Origin of the sequence: Chryseobacterium sp. LJ668 (assembly GCF_019613955.1) — a bacterium.
In the GTDB taxonomy this organism is placed as follows: Bacteria; Bacteroidota; Bacteroidia; order Flavobacteriales; family Weeksellaceae; genus Chryseobacterium.
In genome coordinates this window covers 13,995-32,689 of the sequence record NZ_CP080443.1, presented here as the reverse complement: position 1 = coordinate 32,689, position 18,695 = coordinate 13,995, and the positions used below count along the sequence as shown (strand labels likewise).

The 18,695-nt window shown below is 34.2% G+C and carries 20 protein-coding genes; 14 read left to right on the top strand and 6 right to left on the bottom strand.

What is annotated here, in order from left to right:
* The first annotated feature begins 1 nt into the window (after position 1).
* The 3 genes from K0U91_RS00175 (at position 2) to K0U91_RS00165 (ending at position 3,740) form a co-directional block, all read left to right on the top strand.
* A complete protein-coding gene (locus K0U91_RS00175; protein ID WP_220179481.1) occupies positions 2-1,939 on the top strand; it encodes a transglutaminase domain-containing protein in 1,938 nt (645 codons plus the stop codon).
* Between the two features lie 80 nt (positions 1,940-2,019).
* Entirely contained in the window at positions 2,020-2,844 is an 825-nt protein-coding gene (locus K0U91_RS00170; RefSeq protein ID WP_220179480.1) for an RsiV family protein, read from the top strand.
* 44 nt (positions 2,845-2,888) lie between these two features.
* Positions 2,889-3,740 carry a diacylglycerol/lipid kinase family protein gene (locus K0U91_RS00165; RefSeq protein WP_220179542.1) on the top strand — a complete coding sequence of 284 codons (852 nt, stop codon included), beginning with the start codon at positions 2,889-2,891 and terminating at the stop codon, positions 3,738-3,740.
* A 243-nt stretch (positions 3,741-3,983) separates the two neighbouring features.
* Here K0U91_RS00165 and K0U91_RS00160 read toward each other — a convergent pair whose 3' ends face one another.
* Positions 3,984-5,264, bottom strand: a complete 1,281-nt coding sequence (locus K0U91_RS00160) for a dicarboxylate/amino acid:cation symporter (RefSeq protein WP_220179479.1) — start codon at positions 5,262-5,264, stop codon at positions 3,984-3,986.
* A 200-nt stretch (positions 5,265-5,464) separates the two neighbouring features.
* Positions 5,465-7,150, bottom strand: a complete 1,686-nt coding sequence (gene ggt, locus K0U91_RS00155) for a gamma-glutamyltransferase (RefSeq protein WP_220179478.1) — start codon at positions 7,148-7,150, stop codon at positions 5,465-5,467.
* A gap of 159 nt (positions 7,151-7,309) precedes the next feature.
* Here ggt and K0U91_RS00150 point away from each other — a divergent pair, with 159 nt between their 5' ends.
* Complete coding sequence (locus K0U91_RS00150; RefSeq protein ID WP_220179477.1) at positions 7,310-8,272, top strand: NAD-dependent epimerase/dehydratase family protein; 963 nt, start codon at positions 7,310-7,312, stop codon at positions 8,270-8,272.
* An 86-nt stretch (positions 8,273-8,358) separates the two neighbouring features.
* Positions 8,359-9,111 (top strand): polysaccharide deacetylase family protein, encoded by a 753-nt coding sequence (locus tag K0U91_RS00145; RefSeq protein ID WP_220179476.1) that lies wholly within the window; start codon positions 8,359-8,361, stop codon positions 9,109-9,111.
* Between the two features lie 9 nt (positions 9,112-9,120).
* On the opposite strand, the gene K0U91_RS00140 is transcribed toward K0U91_RS00145, so the two are convergent.
* Positions 9,121-10,326 carry a metallophosphoesterase gene (locus tag K0U91_RS00140; RefSeq protein WP_220179475.1) on the bottom strand — a complete coding sequence of 402 codons (1,206 nt, stop codon included), beginning with the start codon at positions 10,324-10,326 and terminating at the stop codon, positions 9,121-9,123.
* A gap of 68 nt (positions 10,327-10,394) precedes the next feature.
* Entirely contained in the window at positions 10,395-11,462 is a 1,068-nt protein-coding gene (locus K0U91_RS00135) for a 3-oxoacyl-ACP synthase III family protein (protein WP_219968573.1), read from the bottom strand.
* Positions 11,463-11,561: 99 nt separating this feature from the next.
* On the opposite strand from K0U91_RS00135, the gene K0U91_RS00130 reads away from it, so the two are divergent.
* The 8 genes from K0U91_RS00130 (at position 11,562) to K0U91_RS00095 (ending at position 16,778) form a co-directional block, all read left to right on the top strand.
* On the top strand, positions 11,562-12,131 hold the full coding sequence (locus K0U91_RS00130; RefSeq protein WP_219968574.1) for a hypothetical protein: 570 nt from the start codon (positions 11,562-11,564) through the stop codon (positions 12,129-12,131).
* A 65-nt stretch (positions 12,132-12,196) separates the two neighbouring features.
* Positions 12,197-12,859, top strand: a complete 663-nt coding sequence (ubiE, locus tag K0U91_RS00125) for a bifunctional demethylmenaquinone methyltransferase/2-methoxy-6-polyprenyl-1,4-benzoquinol methylase UbiE (protein ID WP_409049713.1) — start codon at positions 12,197-12,199, stop codon at positions 12,857-12,859.
* 3 nt (positions 12,860-12,862) lie between these two features.
* Positions 12,863-13,645, top strand: a complete 783-nt coding sequence (porT, locus tag K0U91_RS00120; RefSeq protein ID WP_219968576.1) for a type IX secretion/gliding motility protein PorT/SprT — start codon at positions 12,863-12,865, stop codon at positions 13,643-13,645.
* A gap of 138 nt (positions 13,646-13,783) precedes the next feature.
* Positions 13,784-14,086: a hypothetical protein gene (locus tag K0U91_RS00115; protein WP_219968577.1), complete on the top strand. Its 303-nt coding sequence runs from the start codon at positions 13,784-13,786 to the stop codon at positions 14,084-14,086.
* Positions 14,086-14,373 (top strand): cell division protein ZapA, encoded by a 288-nt coding sequence (locus K0U91_RS00110; protein WP_220179474.1) that lies wholly within the window; start codon positions 14,086-14,088, stop codon positions 14,371-14,373. Before K0U91_RS00115 ends, K0U91_RS00110 begins: the two co-directional genes overlap by 1 nt.
* A gap of 217 nt (positions 14,374-14,590) precedes the next feature.
* Positions 14,591-16,162: a ribonuclease Y gene (rny, locus tag K0U91_RS00105; protein ID WP_219968579.1), complete on the top strand. Its 1,572-nt coding sequence runs from the start codon at positions 14,591-14,593 to the stop codon at positions 16,160-16,162.
* Between the two features lie 197 nt (positions 16,163-16,359).
* Complete coding sequence (locus K0U91_RS00100; protein WP_220179473.1) at positions 16,360-16,554, top strand: hypothetical protein; 195 nt, start codon at positions 16,360-16,362, stop codon at positions 16,552-16,554.
* A gap of 38 nt (positions 16,555-16,592) precedes the next feature.
* Positions 16,593-16,778 carry a hypothetical protein gene (locus K0U91_RS00095; protein WP_220179472.1) on the top strand — a complete coding sequence of 62 codons (186 nt, stop codon included), beginning with the start codon at positions 16,593-16,595 and terminating at the stop codon, positions 16,776-16,778.
* A 61-nt stretch (positions 16,779-16,839) separates the two neighbouring features.
* Here the strand turns inward: K0U91_RS00095 and K0U91_RS00090 are convergent, their stop codons facing one another.
* Both K0U91_RS00090 and K0U91_RS00085 read right to left on the bottom strand, forming a co-directional pair.
* Positions 16,840-17,712, bottom strand: a complete 873-nt coding sequence (locus K0U91_RS00090) for a sugar phosphate isomerase/epimerase family protein (protein WP_220179471.1) — start codon at positions 17,710-17,712, stop codon at positions 16,840-16,842.
* An 8-nt stretch (positions 17,713-17,720) separates the two neighbouring features.
* On the bottom strand, positions 17,721-18,188 hold the full coding sequence (locus K0U91_RS00085; protein WP_219968583.1) for an acyl-CoA thioesterase: 468 nt from the start codon (positions 18,186-18,188) through the stop codon (positions 17,721-17,723).
* A gap of 142 nt (positions 18,189-18,330) precedes the next feature.
* On the opposite strand from K0U91_RS00085, the gene K0U91_RS00080 reads away from it, so the two are divergent.
* Positions 18,331-18,684, top strand: a complete 354-nt coding sequence (locus K0U91_RS00080; RefSeq protein ID WP_219968584.1) for an arsenate reductase family protein — start codon at positions 18,331-18,333, stop codon at positions 18,682-18,684.
* The last annotated feature ends 11 nt before the right edge of the window (positions 18,685-18,695 follow it).

Below are 18,695 nucleotides of genomic sequence, written 5' to 3'. Positions count from 1 at the left end.
CATGAGAAAAATACTTTTAGTTTTTTGTCTTTGCCTGATGTGCCAGATTTTCAATGCACAGAAACATGAGTTTCTTAAAATGCCAAAATTCAGTATTGATGATTTAAATAAAGCAAAGTCAGCAATCGATGAGAAAGCACCTGCAGAAATCCTTTATAGATCAATACATTACCGAGTTGATCCTTACAATGGTCAACTGATAAAAAAATATGCGTACCGAATAAAAATTTACGATAAAGATAAATCTGAAGACTGGCTAAATCTTGATATTCATTTACAAGAAAATAAATCTGGCAGCCGCGAAACATTAACTTCAGTTAAAGCCAATGTCTATAATCTTGAAGAAGGTAAAATAGCTGAAACTAAAGTAGACAAAAGCTCTAAATTTAAATCTAAAGAAAATAAGTATGTGACGATTAATAAATTTGCATTTCCTAATATTAAAAATGGATCTGTAATTGAGTACCAATATGAAGTCTCATCACCTTTTATGTATGAGCTACCAATTATTTATGTAGAATTGGATACACCTTCAATATATACTGAATATGTGCTGGATTCACCTACCAATATGTCATATCATATCGATTTTACCGGCAGCTTAACACCGAAACACCAAAAAGTTGGTGAAGACTTTTTATATGGTGCAGATGCTAAGACATACAGATTCGCATTCGAAAATTTAAAGGCATTCAAATCTGAAAAATTTGTAAAAAATAACGATAATTACAGAACCAAAATCAGAGCAGAGCTGCATTCTACTTTTTTTAACAATGGTTTGAAGACATATACTTCTACTTGGGAAGATATCAGGAAAACCCTTTGGGAGCATGATGAGTTTGGTATGCAGTACAAAAAAGACAAGCTTGCAAAAGATATGTTGCCGAAAAGTATATTGGAAGAAAAAGATGAACTGAAAAAAGCAAATTTGATTTTTGATTTCGTAAAAACTTCATATACTTGGAACAATACTACTGGGTTCTACACAGAAAATGGTATAAAAGAACTTGCTAAAACCAAAACAGGAAATACAGGAGATCTAAATCTGATGTTGATTAACATGTTAAGAAGTCAAGGAATAAAAGCTTATCCAATTTTAATTTCAACCGTTAAAAACGGTATGGTGAACCTTACATTTCCCAACATCGGAAACTTTGATTATGTGATTGCAGCAGCAGAATTAGGCAAGAATATCTACCTGTTTGACGCAACTTCTAAACAGTCAAAAGAAGGTATACTTCCTGGTAGAGTTTGGAACAGTAACGGACTTTTGTTAAGAGATGATAAGGCGGAAGTTATTTCTTTAAACAATATCAAACCAAGCTATTCTTCTCACACTACAAAAGCTAAGATTCATGATGACGGTACAGTAACCGGCGAATATCAAGATCAGGATGAAGGTTTATTGGCTTTAAATGCTAAAGAAGACTTTGACGAAAATCCTGAGAAATATACAAAACAGTATAAAGAAAATTTTTCAGTAGATTTTTCTGATATTAATTCAAGAGTTTTGGATGATGGAGAATTTAGATCTACAATGAGATTTACATCTAATAATATGATTGATAATCTAGGAAAGAGAAAAATTATAAATCCTTTATTGTTTTTGCATCAGACCAGTAACGATTTTGATCAGCAGGAAGAAAGAAAATATATGATCGATTTTATTTCACCCATCAGCAAAACAAAAATTGTAGAAATAGAAATACCTGAAGGTTATGAAATTGCAGAATTGCCTAAAAGTAAAAAAATAATTACAGATGACAAAGAAATCAGTTATTCTTATACAGTAGAAAGAAAGGGTAATAAGATCCTTACGATCTCGGAATTTCAAATTGCAAGTGCAGATTATCCTAAAGAATATTATCCGGCTTTTAAACAAATCTGGAAGGTTATTTCAGACAGTGAAAATCAGGTTATGAGCTTGATCAAAAAATAAATTCATATTTATTGATTAAAATATTTAAAAAACCATTCATCATTTGAATGGTTTTTGCATTGGTACGAAAAATTGTAATTATGAAAAATACGATCAAAGCTGTTTTATTAGCGACACTTTTTATTTTATCAGCCTGCAGAAAGGCAGATTCTAAAAATACTGAGACTAAAGCCGAAACCAAAGCGGTTCCGGAATTCAAGATTGATTCTGTAAAAATTACAGACTCAATTAAAGTAAGTGAAAAACTGACGCTTAAATATGAATCTACAATGTTGGTTTTTCCTACAATCACAGATCAGGCTCTATTAGACAGTATTTATTATGAAAGAAAAGGTATTACTGATTTTTCAAAACAAGGGTTGCAGAATTTTCTAAATAAAGATAAAACGGAATATTTTTCTTCTGTAAAAGACAAAAACAACGACTGGACTTCAGATATAGCGTATCCGCAAACTTGGAATTCCGGAGCTTTTATGAAACTAAGATCACACATCAAAGATTTTCTTCAGATCCAATACCTATATTCTTCTTATGAAGGTGGAGCGCATGGTAATTACGGTTTTTCAGAGCGAATTTTTGATTTGAAAACCAATAAAAAACTACAGCTGAAGGATATTACTACAATGCCAAAAGCCAGATTAGAACAACTATTATTCAAGAACATTAATACTATTCCCAGCGGAACAACAGATTCACAAGGAGCAGTTAAAAATTCAGATATGCTTTTGTTGGAAGTTATCCCGGCTAACGAAAATTTTTATTTTGATGATAAAAATCTGTATTTTCACTACAGTCCGTATGAGATTGCAGCTTTCGCAGCAGGAGACATTACGATTCCTGTTTCGTGGGATGAGCTTAAAGGTACACTGACATCTGAATTCAAAGAAAGAATGAAAATTAACTAATATTAATGCTTCCAAATCAGGAAGCATTTTCTACTTTTGTGATAATGGAAAATGTAGCTTTTATCATCAATCCTTTTTCGGCGAAAAAGAATTACCAGCCATTTCTTAATGCGCTTAAAAGTAAACTAAACAATCCGTTATATTACATTTCAGAATCAATACTTGGTACCGATGAGTTTATTCAAAAGCATTTTTCAACTACAGATATTTTTGTAGCAATAGGGGGTGACGGAACGATATCGACAGTTGCAAAAAATCTGATCAATACAGATAAGATATTGGCTATTTTTCCTGCAGGGTCGGGAAATGGCTTTTCTAATGAGACACAGTTCAGCAAAAATTTAGATGAATTAATAGAAAAATTAAGGCAAAAGAAATCAAGAAAGATTGATACATTTACTGTTAACGACAGGCTTTCCATTAATGTTTCAGGTACGGGATTCGATGGAAAAGTTGTGAAAGAGTTTGAAAAAACAAACCGTGGTTTCAAAAATTATATAAAAGTTTCTTTAAAGACATTTTTCAGCTACAAACCGATTAAATTAAAATTTTTCGATGAAAAATATCAACAATATAATGGCAAATATCTGATGGTAAATATTGCAAACACCCGACAGTTTGGCAATCACGCTTATATTGCTCCGATGGCAAGTAAAAGTGACGGATTGGTCGATATGGTTTTGGTTAAAAAATTTCCTCTGACTTATTCACCTTTATTTGCATTCAGAATGTTTACAAAAAAGCTTAAAGAAGATGATTATCTGACTTACTTACCTGTTTCAGAGGTTGAATTCAAAGTCAATACGAAAAACTGGCATCTTGATGGTGAGTTCAACAGGATAAAATCGCCCATCAATATTAAAGTACAGCCGGCAAGTCTTACAATCTTAATTTAGATTAGATAGTTTAAAAATAGGGTTTTCAAATTCTCTAATGCTTAATTTAGTTCTCTAAACCATATAAACAAAAAAGCCTTCAATAAGAAGGCTTAAAAACACAAATGATGAAAAAAATTATCATTCTTACATGATAATGTTCTACAAATTTAAGAAAACTAGATTTAATTTCTTTATGTTCTAGATCATATTGATGAAAAATTTTTATTAAAAATTCAATTCCAGGGTAGCTGTAGGATCAAACTATAATTCATTTTCTAGTTTATTAGGGTTATTCAGACAAAAATGCAATTGTTGTCTATTGAGTTGTTTTTCCCAATTTGCAACTACTACCGTTGCTACAGAATTTCCCACGACATTAGTCAAAGCACGGCATTCGCTCATAAATTTATCAATTCCTAAAATTAACGTCATTCCCGCGATTGGAATTTCGGGAACTACGGCCAGAGTTGCAGCCAATGTAATAAATCCTGCACCCGTTACTCCTGCCGCGCCCTTTGAGCTCAACATTGCAACCAAAAGAAGAATCATTTGTTTTTCCAGAGACAGATCAATATTCAGGGCCTGCGCAATGAAAAGTGAAGCCAGTGTCATATAAATATTTGTCCCGTCTAGATTGAAAGAATATCCTGTAGGTACTACTAATCCTACAATCGCCTTTGAACAGCCGGCTTTCTCCAGTTTCTCCATGATCCCCGGAAGCGCAGATTCTGAAGAGCTTGTGCCTAATACCAAAAGCAGTTCTTCTTTCAGATAATACATCAATCTGAAAATACTGAAACCATTGTACAAAGCAACCGATCCCAATACCAACACAACAAATAAAATTGAAGTAATATAAAAAGTTCCTACAAGGAAAATTAAATTTAAAACCGACGCTAAACCGTATTTTCCTATTGTAAAAGCCATTGCTCCAAAAGCACCAATGGGTGCAAGTTTCATCAGCATATGAACAATTTTGAAAACAGGCGCAGCTAAATCCTGCAAGAAATCTGTAATTTTCTGGCTTTTTTCTTTCGTTAAAACCAATGCGATTCCCATTAAGATTGCAACCAAAAGCACCTGAAGAATATTGTCACCTACCAACGGGCTGAATAATGTCTCAGGAATAATATTGATTATAAATCCGGTTAGCGTAGTATCATGGGCTTTTTGCTGATATTGGGAAACATCTCCCGAAAGACTTGCAGGATCAATGTTTAAACCTGATCCCGGTCGTAAAATATTTCCTACAATAAGCCCGATGATGAGTGCTAATGTTGAGAATGTGAAAAAATAAATCATTGCTTTTACAGCAATTCTTCCGACTTTTTTCAGATCGGTCATATGAGCGATTCCTAACGTAAGCGTAATGAAAATTACAGGAGCAATAATCATCTTAACAAGTTTGATAAAGCCGTCACCCAAAGGTTTCATCTTTTCACCGATCTCTGGGTCTGGGTAAAATTTACCGAAAAGTATCCCTGCAATGATCGCAACAATGACCTGAAAGTAAAGCTGCTGATATATTTTGTTTGCTTTCAAAATAATAAATTTAAATTCAATATGAAAAATAAGAAAAATAACTCTGATGATTGAATGGTATGTGAGAAAATTTTCGGCGGGGGCTGAAAGCCCCCGCCGAAAATTAATATTATTTTAATTGTCATTCTGACGAAGGAAGTATCTCAAAGCATTACTATTCTTGATTACATTCAACTGATTCAGAATGAGAAAAAAATTCATCATTCTACCGCCACAGAATCATCGCCGCGGCCATCTGCAACGGCATGGATATTTCCACTGTCATCAATTAAAATCATTTCTGTTCTCCCAAGCTGTCCCCATCGCTCTGCTTTGTAACCTATTTTTTCTAAATTACTGATTGTATTTTCAGGGAAGTTTTTTTCAAATGCGACTGTTTCGGGGAGCCACTGATGGTGAAATTTCGGAGAATTGACAGAAATATTAGGATTCAGTTTAAAGTCAATAGCATTTACGATAGACTGATAAACAGATGTCGGAATGGTAGTTCCACCGGGAGTTCCGACAATCATAAAGGGCTTTCCGTTTTTCAGTACAATCGTTGGAGTCATCGATGACAACATTCTTTTGTTGGGCTGAATTGAATTTGCTTCACCACCAACGGCTCCAAACATATTGGGAACCCCTGGTTTTACAGAAAAATCATCCATCTCGTTATTTAAAAAGAAACCGGCTCCGGAAACCACAACTTTACTTCCGTATAGGCCATTTAACGTTGTGGTAACTGCTGCTGCATTTCCATCTTTATCAATCACCGAAATATGGGTAGTTTCCGTTGATTCTTTCGGTTGCTTAATGATTTTTCCGACATCAGAACTTGGAGTTGCTTGAGTAAAGCTGAAATTTTTCCACCTGTTTTTTAGATATTCATCAGAAATCAGATACAAGGTTTTATCATGAATAAAATCAGGGTCTCCCATATATTCGGCTCTGTCAGCAAAAGCCCTTCTTTCGGCTTCCACCATAATCTGAACTGCCTTAGTTGAGTTATGCTGATATTTCTCTAAATTTTCATAACCAGACATTTTCAGCATTTGCGCCAAAAGTATTCCGCCGCTGGAAGGCAGCGGCATTGAGACCACAATATTTCCCTTATATTCAAATTCCAAAACTTTTCTTTCGGCGACCTTGTAATTTTTTAGGTCGTCCAGAGTAATAATTCCATTGTCTTTTCTCATTTCGGCAATTAAAAGCTCTGCTGTTTTACCTTGATAAAATCCTTTTAAACCAAATTTTTGGATTAATCTTAAAGTTTCTGCCAATTCTTTCTGGATCAAAATATCTCCGGATTTCCATGCTTCATTTTTCACAAAAGCATTTGAAGTTTTATTATGTTTTTGGAAATATTCTTTGCTTGCATTCAATAAATTGGCTTCCTGATCGGTAATTGCAAAGCCTTTTTCAGCTAAATCAATGGCTGGCTGAATCAGTTTTTCCATCGGAAGCTTAGAGTATTTAGAAGTTGCAAAAAATCCGGCCACACTTCCCGGAATCCCAACTGATAATCTTCCATTTTGTGATAAATCTGTGTTTGCATTGCCTTTTTTGTCAAGATACATATCTCGTGAAGCCTTTTTTGGGGCTGTCTCACGATAATCGATCGTAAATTTTTCACCATTATTTTTCACTCCGACCAAAAATCCGCCACCACCAATATTTCCTGCCTGAGGATAGACTACTGCTAAAGCGTATTGTGTTGCTATTATAGCATCATAAGCATTTCCTCCTGATTTAAGAACTTTTGCGCCTGCCTCACTTGCTAATGGGTGAGCAGATACAACAACTCCTTTATTTTTCACCTTAACTTCTTTTACAATATTGATGTCGGTATATTGCGCGCTAATAAACGATGAAGCGAGGAGAATAGTGAATAGTATTTTTTTCATTTTGATTTTTTGAAATATTAGTTATGAATCTATCTGAGTTGGTTTTAATGCATCTGTCAAATTTTCCGTGACAAAAAATATATCCGAATTTACAATTTTGTTTTCTTATAGTACTCAAAATCTCTATTTTTGCTTTTACTCATCTAATAAAATATAAAAATGGAATCCTTCACGGAAAAAATTCTCATTACAGGAGCTTTAGGTCAAATAGGCACAGAGCTTACCAACAGACTTGTAGAAATTCACGGAGCTGAAAATGTAGTAGCTTCAGGGTTAGACAGATGGCAAAAAGGCATTACCTCTGCAGGATATTATGAAAGAATGGATGTTACCAATACACAATTGGTGAGACAGATCATCAAAGATTACGATATTACTACCGTCTATCATTTGGCTTCTTTATTATCAGGAACTTCTGAAAAACAACCGATCTTTGCATGGAAACTGAATCTTGAACCACTTCTTCATTTTTGTGAAATGGCGAAAGAGGGATTGCTTCACAAGATCTTCTGGCCTAGTTCTATTGCTGTATTTGGAAAAGGAATTCCTAAACATAATGTTGGTCAGGATGTAGTCTTAAATCCGACGACCGTTTATGGTATTTCAAAAATGGCAGGCGAAAAATGGTGTGAATATTATTTTGATAAATATGGAGTTGATGTCAGAAGCATCAGATATCCGGGGTTGATTTCATGGAAAACTCCTGCAGGTGGAGGAACGACTGATTACGCTGTGGAGATTTTCTACGAAGCAGTGGAAGAGGGGAAGTATACGAGCTTCATCTCCGAAGATACTGCAATGCCGATGTTGTATATGGATGATGCGATCAACGCTACTTTAAAATTGATGGAAGCTCCGAAAGAAAGTTTAACGGTTCGTTCTTCTTATAATTTGGGCGGAATGTCTTTTACGCCAAAAGAATTGGCAGACGAAATTAAGAAAGAAATTCCTGAATTTGAAATTGATTATAAACCGGATTTCAGACAGGCAATTGCAGATTCTTGGCCATCGTCAATTGATGATTCTATTGCCAAAAAAGATTGGAATCTTTCTTATGATTTTGGAATTTCTGAAATGTCTAAAGACATGATTAAAAATCTAAAAGTTAAATTATCAAAATAAATTTAAGATAAGTTTTACTTTAATTAAAATGTTATTTAACTATTGATTAATAGCATTTTATAATTTTTATATAAATTTAAGTTTAAATGATTTTACTGACCTTTAATTTGATGAATATTGAATCTGAGACTAAAAATGATGTTCAGATTTTTGATGATGAAAGGTTATCAATCACAGAGGCGAATACTAAATCGATTCTTAGAATTTTAGATATTCATGAAATAAAAGCGAGCTTTTTTATCGAGATTTCTCTTATCGAAAAACTTAAAAATTTAATAAAAGCAATTTCTGCTCAAGGGCATGAAATTGCTTTTTACAATAAAAACTCTTCTGCTTCACAAATAGAAGAAGCCAAAAAGTTTGCTGAAGATTTTTTAGAAAAACAAATCAAAGGCATTCGTCAAAAAGAATTTAAAATTGCAGACGCGGATTTAAAATTAATGGGATTTAGCTATATTTCAAATATTGATAACGCCGATATTCTGTTTCCTTTTAAGCGTCTGAAAAGAGATTCTGAGATCACTGAAGAGAATGGAATCAGTATCATTCCGGAAAGCATTTCTCCTTACAGTCAGCTTCCATACAATGATTTTGTGTTTCAGGCTTTACCAATGAAATATTATCAGAATATGGTTTTTGAGACTCTGAAAAACGACGACTTTGTGTTAATCTATCTTGATTCATGGCAATTCACAGACGTAGCAAAATATCAGTTTAAAGTTCCGTTTTACAGAAGATATAATTCCGGTAAAAAGATGGAGGATAAACTGGAAGCGTTTCTCTCGTGGATTAATGAAAAAGAATTGGCAACTTCTAGGATGAAGGATTATATATTTTAAAAAAGATCATTAAGATAATTCCAAAAGGGTAATCTCAGGCAACACCCCAACTCTTCCGGGATATCCTAAAACGCCAAAGCCACGGTTTACATACAACAGTTTTCCTTCACTTTCGTATAAGTCTGCCCATTTTGGATAACGGTATTGTACAGGCGACCATTTGATATTTTTTAAATCTAAACCAAACTGCATTCCGTGGGTGTGACCTGAAAGTGTTAAACTAATATCTGCAGGGTGTTTTTTAACCACGTAATCGAAATGAGTAGGGTCATGACTCATTAATATTTTCGCAGCGTTTTGTGGGACGTTTTCTAAAGCTTTGTCTATTTTTCCAAATTGTGGAAAAGGCTTTAATCCCCAGTTTTCTACTCCTAAAATGTATAATTTTTCTCCGTTTCTGTCGATGGCACGGTTTTCATTCATCAACATTTCAAAACCTGCCTGTCTTTCGTATTCGATTAATTGATCGAGATTTACTTTTTTTGCATTAGGAGATTCCCAGGTCACATAATCGCCATAATCGTGATTTCCCAACACTGCAAACTTGCCGTCTTTCGCTTTAATTTTAGAAAAAAGAGGAATGAAAGGTTTGAATTCTTCAGAAACGTTATTCACCATGTCTCCGGTAAATAAAACTAAATCTGCGTTTTGTTCGTTGATCAACTCGATGGCGTGTTCCAGTTTGCTCGGGTCAGAAAAACTTCCGCTGTGAACATCTGAAATCTGAATGATTTTGTATCCTTTAAAGCTTAGAGGAAGATTTTTAATCTTAACTTTTACTCTTCTTACCGTATGCCTATATTTTCCGAAGGTAATTCCGTCAATAAATAATGCGGAGAGCACACCGCCCAGACCAAGACCCATAATACTAAGAAACTTTCTCCTTTCCGGAAAAAAGTTTTCTGTAGATTTGGTTAAGCCGATTAAGTAACCTCCTGTTCTGAAAATATCGTCAATTAATAAAAATAAGACGATAAAAATTTTTGGTAAAATAAAGACTAAAAATAATGAGATCATGATCTGTGCTCTCATTGTGCTTCTGTCTGATCTTTGGAAATGAGAAACTTCATAAGCAAAGAATCCGTAAACAGCTAAAGACAAAATGCAATATCCTGCCTTAATCCATAAGTTATCTGTTAAAGTTTTAATTGCCTGATAGATATAAACTTCCAGAAATAAGAAGATAGCAGCTATAAATAAAAAGTTTCTTTGCATAAACGAGTTTTAAAAAAGCACAAAAGAAATTCCTCTGTGCTTTTAATATTTTAAATTATTTAAATATCTTAAGGAAATTTATAAACGATCGCATTAATGTTCATTCCGGCACCTACCGAAGTCATCACAATGTTCCCTTTATCTTTAAACGTATGACCCTCCATTTTACCTTTAATGATTAAATCAAACATCGTAGGAATGGTTGCCACAGAAGAATTTCCAAAATCCTGAATTGTCATCGGGGAAACGGCGTGGTCGTAATCTTTGACATCATAAAGCTTGTGAAGTCTTTCGATCATCGCATAATCCATTTTGGCATTAGCCTGATGAATCAGAATTTTATCAATATCTTTTATAGAAAGCCCGGCACTGTCTATAGTTTCCTTAATGGCTGTGGGAACGTTTTTAAGAGCGTACTCATAGATTTTTCTCCCCATCATTCTGATGTAAAGCTTTTTATCGTTGAATTCCTTGTTGATAGAACCTCCGTTTCTTAAATACTCCAGTTCGGGGCCATTATCGCAGATGGTATTATGAGAAATAATGCCCACATTTTCTTCATCGGTTGCTTTTACGACGACTGCACCGGCTCCGTCAGCAAAAATCATTTTATTTCTGTCGTAAGGATCGGTAACGCGGCTTAAAGTTTCTGCACCCACTACAAGAATCGTTTTAGCAACACCGGCTTTGATAAAGGTATCTGCCAGAATCATTGCTTCAACCCAGCCCGGACAACCAAAAATCATATCATAGGTGATACATTTTCTGTTTTTAATTCCTAAATGATTCTTTACTCTTGCTGCCATATTCGGCATAAAGTTCGCAACACCGTCAGTGCCTACTTCGCCAAAATTACTGGCGTAAATTATATAATCTAAATCTTCGCCGTCTACTTTTGCGTCTTCAAGAGCTACTTTCGCAGCTTCGTAACCTATTTTTGAGTTTGAAGTGTCGTCCCCAATATATCTTCTGTTTTCAATTTCTGTAATTTCTACAAATTTTGAGATGATTTCTTCGTTTGGCTTGTCTATTTTTTCGCCTTCATCGGTATAGAATTCAGAATTTAGAAAAAAATCTCTACCAATAACTCTGCTAGGAATGTAAGATCCAGAACCAATAATGATCGTATTCGGCATTCGTTTAAATGATTTATAAAGATGCAAAGTTAATAATTAATATTAATAAGAAAGAATTAAAAATATTATTAAATTTGCAAAAATTGTTCACAACAATCTATGAAAAACAATCCGTCAATGAAGGGGTTACTTATTGCAATTGCAGTTTTTGTATTTGCCTTTGGGGTATATTTCTTTTTTTTAGCCAAAAAAAATTATTACCTGGTAGATAATCCTACTCCTTATACTTACTACTACAAAATTAATAACGGTTCTGAAGGAATCATTTCGGCAGGGCAATACGTGAATGTAAACCTTAAACAGGGCAAAAATTCAATAAAAGTTTTTGATCAGAATAAGAAATTGTTGTACGATTCTGCATTTGAGGTAAATAAAATCAGAGGGCTTATAAACATTGCTCATCAGGATTATTATGTTAATCGTCAATTTTATGGGTACAATCTTAAAAAAGATTCATTACTTTTGGCGTTGGATAAAACGATTATAGACGGTAAGGCATATTTTGGAGGCGCAAAACGCTTCAATAAGCTTTATACAGAAGACTTTTATTACAATGTAGATGAAGATTATGATAAGCTGATAAAGAATATTGATAAAGTAGAATCCCGCTCAAAGATCTTCAGAAAACAAGATTACCTTAATTATTATAAAGAATATTACAAGTTTTGACAAACGATATCAACAAAGTTACTCCTTACAATTCTGAGGCTACGAAAAAAAGCCAGGTAGAGGATATGTTCGACAATATTGCGCCGAAGTATGATTTGCTGAACCATGCGTTGTCTATGAAAATAGATGTTCTATGGAGGAATAAGCTCGTTCGCATGATGAAGGAAGACACGCCTAAGGAAGTTCTTGACGTGGCTACCGGAACAGGGGATCTGGCAATTGCTGTAGAAAAAGGAACGGGTGCGAAAGTCGTTGGTTTAGATTTATCGCAACAAATGTTAAATGTTGGCGTTATTAAAATAAAAAAACTTAAATTAGACGGCAAAATTTCTATGCAGAAAGGTGATGCAGAAAATTTACCTTTCGAGGACAATAGATTTGATGCTGTTTCCGTTGCATTTGGAGTAAGGAACTTTGAAAACCTTACAAAAGGTTTGGCAGAGCTGAAAAGAGTAGTGAAGGAAAACAAAAGTGTGTACATTCTTGAGTTTTCAAAAGTAGAGGGTTTTTTAGGACCGTTTTATATGTTTTATTTTAAAAATATATTGCCGGCAATCGGAAGATTGATTTCTAAAGACGACAGGGCGTATACTTATCTGCCGGATTCTGTGAATGCTTTCCCGTTTGGAGAGAAAATGAGACAAATACTGTTAGACACAGGATTTAAAAAAGTAGAATATAAAAAATTAAGTTTAGGTATAGCCACAATTTATAAAGCAACAAAATAACCTATGAATAAATTTCTATTAAAAGCTCTGGTTTTAGCCTCAGTTAGTATAGCAACTTTTGCAGATGCTCAATTTAGAACTCGTAACAGGATGGATAAGCTGGAAGATTTTGACCAGCAAAAATTCAGCTGGGGGTTTTATCTGAATGGCAACATACTGGATTACCGTATCGTGCTTAATCCAAGATATGGTATGAGTGAGAATCAGAATCTTGTAACGTCTAAAGCAAGTACCAGCTTTGGGGCAGGTCTGATCGCAAAATTCAGATTAAATGATTACCTAGACGTAAGATTAGAACCAGGTTTGCAGTTTGCTCAAAGACAGTTGATCTTCAACACACAATCTAACGATATTTATCAAAATGGAAGCTTAACAAATGCTCCATTTACACCTATTTTTTTAACTGAAAAAGACAAGGTAAGAGAAATTAAATCAACTTTGGTGGATGTTCCTGTATTGCTTGAATTTCATGGAGAAAGATGGTATAACTCAAGACCTTATTTTGCTGCGGGTGTGAATTATATTGTTAATTTACAGTCAAATTCAGACTCAGAAGACGATAACCAACAGCAGGTTTTCAGATCTACAACACACAACTTTGCATGGTCTGCAGAGATGGGAATTCAGTTTTATTTTAATAAATTTAAACTGACTCCGGCTGTAAGAGGAACATTCTTTATGAACAACGAAATGGTTGCTGATAATGCTACTACGCCACCTTATTGGTCTGCAGCAGTTTCTACTTTACAAACAAGAGCTATTATGTTTGTATTGAAATTTGAATAATATAACAAAAACTTAATATATAAAGGAGGTGCTTTGGCATCTCCTTTTTGTTTTTAGCCAAAATATAGAGATATTTATTTTTGTTAGTCTTTTTATTTTCATATTTTTGCTATTAGTTAGAATATTTAGAAACCTGAAATGCTTCAAGAATTAGAAAACAATTTTTCAGAACTGGAAAAAAAGATTTTGAATCTTCATAAAAGTCATCAAAATCTTTCTGAAAGGTTATCAGAATTGAATAAAGAGCATGAAGACTTGAAGAAGAAATATGATGAAGAGCGGAAGAAAAATCAGGTATTAGCAGAAGAACAGAAAAATATAAAATTGTATTCGGCAATATCAGGAAATCCTGAACACAACAGACTCATGAAAAACCATATCAACAGATTGGTAAAAGAAGTAGACTTTTGTATTGCACAGCTTCAAAACAGCGGATTATAATGGATGTAAGGAGAATAACCATCAACATCGCAGGAAGGGTATATCCACTGAATGTTCCGGCAGCAGAGGAAGAGACACTCCGTAAAGTGGGGAAGCAAATTGAAAATATGATTAAAGATTTTGAACAGAATTTCGATGTAAGAGATAAACAGGATGCTTTAGCAATGTGTGCCCTCAAATTGGGAACCAATGCAGAAGTTGTATCTCTCAACTACGAAAAAAATATACATTCGGCCAACGAACGATTAACCAAAATTAATCAGACGTTGAATGAAGCGGGAAAATAATTTTCCGAAAAGCTGCCTACAGTAATTCTAACACATTAAGGTAAACTCAACACTAAACAATTAATGTTCGAAAGTCTTTTCAATGGCGTGCTGCTTTACGCAGATTACAGAGAGAAGAAATCAGATCAAATCGTGGAGATCGGGAGTTTACTCTAAATCACTGAATTATTGTAGGTTTTTTATTTTTAAATTTAGACAATTAAAACTCAATATATATATGACAACAACCGCTATTATTATAGGCGTTATTTGTTTGATAGTAGGCGCTGTTTTAGGAATGGTATTTTCTAAAAGCTCCCTTAATGCTAAAGGCAAATTTATTATAGACGATGCAACAAAAAATGCCGAAAATCTTATAGAAAAAGCTACTGTACAAGCCGAATCAATAAAGAAAGAAAAAAATCTTCAGGCGAAAGAAAAATTTCTTGAGCTAAAATCTCAGCATGATGCAGACATTCAATCTCGCGAAAGAAAAATGCAGGAGGGCGAAAAAAGGATCAAAGACAAAGAAAATAAGCTGAATGATGAGCTTAGTAAAGCAGGGAAATTAGAGAAAGATCTCGACAGACAGATTGCTGATTATGCTAAGAAAACAGAAATTTTAGAGAAAAAACAGCAAGAGCTAGATTCGGCAACCGCGAAGAAAGTAGAAATGCTTGAAAGAATCTCAAACTATACCGGTGAAGAAGCCAAAGCTGAATTAGTAGAAACAATGAAGGCTGAAGCTAAGACCAGAGCTCAAGCACATGTTCAGAGCATTATGGAAGAAGCCCAGCTGAATGCTAAAAGCGAAGCAAGAAAAATAGTTATTCAGACTATTCAGAGAATCGGTACTGAGCAGGCAATTGAAAATTCGGTGTCTGTTTTTAATATAGAATCTGATGAAGTAAAAGGTAGAATTATCGGTAGAGAGGGTAGAAACATCAGGGCACTGGAAGCAATGACAGGTGTAGAAATTATCGTCGATGATACTCCGGAAGCTATTCTTCTTTCATGTTTTGATCCTGTAAGAAGAGAGATTGCAAGATTATCACTTCACAGATTGGTTACAGACGGTAGAATTCACCCGGCGAGAATTGAAGAGGTAGTAGAAAAAACCAAAAAAATGATTGAAGACGAAATCATAGAAGTAGGTAAAAGAACCATTATCGACCTGGGAATCCATGGATTACACCCAGAGTTGGTGAAAATTGTTGGTAGAATGAAATACCGTTCATCTTATGGGCAAAACCTATTACAGCACTCAAGAGAAGTAGCAAATATTGCTGCAACGATGGCTGCAGAATTAGGACTAAATGTGAAAATGGCCAAAAGAGCAGGTCTTTTACACGATATCGGTAAAGTTCCTGAACAGGAATCTGAACTTCCTCACGCTTTGTTAGGAATGCAATGGGCAGAGAAATACGGGGAAAATCCTGAAGTAATCAATGCTATTGGAGCTCACCACGACGAGGTTGAAATGACTTCATTATTATCTCCAATCATTCAGGTTGCCGATGCAATTTCAGGAGCAAGACCGGGAGCAAGACGTCAGGTTTTAGAATCTTATATTCAAAGATTGAAGGATCTTGAAGCTGCGGCTTTAAGCTTTGAAGGAGTTTCTAGTGCTTATGCAATTCAGGCGGGCAGAGAATTGAGGGTAATGGTAGAAAGCGGAAAAGTGAACGACGAAATCGCATCTCAGCTCTCTTACGACATTTCAGAGAAAATTCAGAATGAACTGACTTATCCTGGGCAAGTAAGAGTAACCGTAATCAGAGAAACAAGAGCTGTAAATATTGCGAGATAATTTCAGTTTAAAAATTTATAAAATAAAATCCCTTCAAAGAAATTTGGAGGGATTTTTAGTTTATTAAATAATTCATCTTCCTTCATTATTAAAATACGATTCGCTTAAATAAAACGTTATTTTGTAATAATGTAAATTTTTTATTGTGATATCGTAATAATGTTTAAATTTGAATAACAACTTAAAACCAAATCATTATGTTAAACGAAATTTTAAAAAACGCTAAGAAATTAAAAAGTGCTGATCTGAGAAACATCGTTGGTGGTGCTAGTGGTACGCCAGACTTATCGCTTTGCGGATGCAGTTGTTCAGGTGCTGTTACGGGACCGAAATACTGCCCAACTTATATTGCTTGTCCACAAGTCTACACTTGCGATGACTTTGCAGTGTAATTAATATCCTTTATTTTTCAACTTAAAACCAAATCATTATGTTAAATCAAAATTTAAAAAACGCTAAAAAATTAAACAGTGCTGATCTTAAAAACATCGTTGGAGGTGTAGGAAAAATTGGTACTCCGGATTTGTCACTATGCGGATGCAGCTGCACGGGAGCCGTTACAGGACCTAAGTATTGCAGCCTGTACATCGGTTGTCCACAAGTAATTACTTGTTAAAATTATTAAATTTATAAATAGTAAAGTCTTCCTTGATGGGAGACTTTTGTTTTGCAAATGATTACTTAAAGAAAAAATCATTCTCGTCAATGTATTTTTTACTCATCAAGATACTCTCAAAAATATCCCTGTTGCTGGAGTCCTGCTCGACAAACCAGTAATCTAAACCTGCTTTTTTTCTCGCTTCAAATATTCTTTTAAAATCAATAGTTCCGCTGCCGACTTCTGCGAAATTTTTGGTTTCATTATGCATATCTTTTACATGCCACAAAGGAAATCTTCCGGGATATTTTTCAAAATAATCTAAAGGATCAAAATCGGCTTTTGTTATCCAATATAAATCAAGCTCCATTTTGACTAAATCTGCTGATGTATTTTTTAAGATGAAGTCGTAGATAAGCTGTTCCTCATCCATCTTTTCAAATTCAAAATCATGATTATGATATGCAAACTGAATTTTGTACTGCTTAGAAGTTTCTGCAGATTTATCTAATAGCTCAGGAAGTTTTCTATAATGTTCCGAAGTCCTCTCTTCAGGATTCAGATAAGAACATACGATATATTTCGAACCGATGAAACTAAGATCTTCAACAGATTGTTCCCAATGATGAGATAACGTTCCTTTTTCCTTTTTTAGAACTCCGGTCTGGTGATGCGAACTGATTACTTTTAAACCTGTATTATTTAAGACAGATAAAAATTCAATTCTATTTTTCCCGAAAAATGTTCCGTTATAGCCATAAATTTCCAAATCTGTATAACCTAAAGCAGCAATTTTTTCTAAAGCTTTTTCAAGATTTTGAGAAATCGCATCTCGTATGGTATACAGTTGTATAGCTAAACGTTTATTCTTATTGAATGAATTTGCAATTTCGAAGGAATACAATCCTAGTAAACCTAGCGATGATAGCTTTAAAAAATCAATTCTCTTCATAAGTTATTTTAAAGAAAAGGTTTCATTTCATCTTCAATCTGTTTTCTCAGATCCATTAGCCGTTTGGCGTACATTTCCTGCTGCTTTTCCTCATTAGTTTCTGGTATCCATTTTGGCACAGGAAGTTTTTTACCGTTTTCATCTACCGCCACAAAGACGATGATGCAGTGTGTTTTCTTATCAAAAATCGGCTGTTTTAGATTTCTGGAGAAAACGTTGATAGAGATATGCATACTTGAAGAACCTGTGTAAATTACCTGTGCTTCAACCTTTACAATTTCACCGATTTTAATCGGTTCATAAAAACGGATACCGCCTACATAAACCGTCACCGAATAATTTCCGCTCCAGGTTGTAGCACAGGCATATCCTGCCTGGTCAATCCACTTCATAACGCTTCCGCCATGCACATTTCCTCCGTAATTGACATCTGAAGGCTCTGAAATAAACTGAAAAGTAACAGGTTTGTTATCCATTTTTTATAATATTTACTAAAGATATTTAATTATTTTCAAAAAGGTCAGATTTTATTCGTGTTTTAAGGTATTAAAGTGTTATATTGTCAAAATGTTCAATTTTGAACTTTAATATTTAAAAAAATAATAAATTATAATATAGATGAAAAAAGTATTTTATCTTAATAGTTGCGACACATGCAGAAAAATTTTAGCAAAATTTGATCTGAGAGACTGGGAGATGCGTGAAATAAAAAAAGAGCCCATCACAAAAGAAGAAGTGGAAGCAATGTTTAAAGTTACCAATTCTTACGAGGATTTGTTTAGTAAAAAATCTACACAGATAAAGTTGAGAGAGCTTGATTTGAAAACAATGGGTGAAGATGACTTTAAAGAGTTGTTATTAGATCATTATACGTTCTTAAAGCGACCTGTTTTCCTTACAGATACAGAGATTTTTATCGGAAATGATAAGAAAAACATTGAAAACCTGAGAGCTCATTTCAACGGGAATTAATTCCTGATTTC

Bases quoted from the DNA above. Each gene is read 5' to 3' on its own strand.
- K0U91_RS00175 (WP_220179481.1), top strand. From the start codon at position 2: ATGAGAAAAATACTTTTAGTTTTTTGTCTTTGCCTGATGTGCCAGATT.
- K0U91_RS00170 (WP_220179480.1), top strand. From the start codon at position 2,020: ATGAAAAATACGATCAAAGCTGTTTTATTAGCGACACTTTTTATTTTA.
- K0U91_RS00165 (WP_220179542.1), top strand. From the start codon at position 2,889: ATGGAAAATGTAGCTTTTATCATCAATCCTTTTTCGGCGAAAAAGAAT.
- ggt (WP_220179478.1), bottom strand. From the start codon at position 7,150: ATGAAAAAAATACTATTCACTATTCTCCTCGCTTCATCGTTTATTAGC.
- K0U91_RS00150 (WP_220179477.1), top strand. From the start codon at position 7,310: ATGGAATCCTTCACGGAAAAAATTCTCATTACAGGAGCTTTAGGTCAA.
- K0U91_RS00145 (WP_220179476.1), top strand. From the start codon at position 8,359: ATGATTTTACTGACCTTTAATTTGATGAATATTGAATCTGAGACTAAA.
- K0U91_RS00140 (WP_220179475.1), bottom strand. From the start codon at position 10,326: ATGCAAAGAAACTTTTTATTTATAGCTGCTATCTTCTTATTTCTGGAA.
- K0U91_RS00135 (WP_219968573.1), bottom strand. From the start codon at position 11,462: ATGCCGAATACGATCATTATTGGTTCTGGATCTTACATTCCTAGCAGA.
- K0U91_RS00130 (WP_219968574.1), top strand. From the start codon at position 11,562: ATGAAAAACAATCCGTCAATGAAGGGGTTACTTATTGCAATTGCAGTT.
- ubiE (WP_409049713.1), top strand. From the start codon at position 12,197: ATGTTCGACAATATTGCGCCGAAGTATGATTTGCTGAACCATGCGTTG.
- porT (WP_219968576.1), top strand. From the start codon at position 12,863: ATGAATAAATTTCTATTAAAAGCTCTGGTTTTAGCCTCAGTTAGTATA.
- K0U91_RS00115 (WP_219968577.1), top strand. From the start codon at position 13,784: ATGCTTCAAGAATTAGAAAACAATTTTTCAGAACTGGAAAAAAAGATT.
- K0U91_RS00110 (WP_220179474.1), top strand. From the start codon at position 14,086: ATGGATGTAAGGAGAATAACCATCAACATCGCAGGAAGGGTATATCCA.
- rny (WP_219968579.1), top strand. From the start codon at position 14,591: ATGACAACAACCGCTATTATTATAGGCGTTATTTGTTTGATAGTAGGC.
- K0U91_RS00100 (WP_220179473.1), top strand. From the start codon at position 16,360: ATGTTAAACGAAATTTTAAAAAACGCTAAGAAATTAAAAAGTGCTGAT.
- K0U91_RS00095 (WP_220179472.1), top strand. From the start codon at position 16,593: ATGTTAAATCAAAATTTAAAAAACGCTAAAAAATTAAACAGTGCTGAT.
- K0U91_RS00090 (WP_220179471.1), bottom strand. From the start codon at position 17,712: ATGAAGAGAATTGATTTTTTAAAGCTATCATCGCTAGGTTTACTAGGA.
- K0U91_RS00085 (WP_219968583.1), bottom strand. From the start codon at position 18,188: ATGGATAACAAACCTGTTACTTTTCAGTTTATTTCAGAGCCTTCAGAT.
- K0U91_RS00080 (WP_219968584.1), top strand. From the start codon at position 18,331: ATGAAAAAAGTATTTTATCTTAATAGTTGCGACACATGCAGAAAAATT.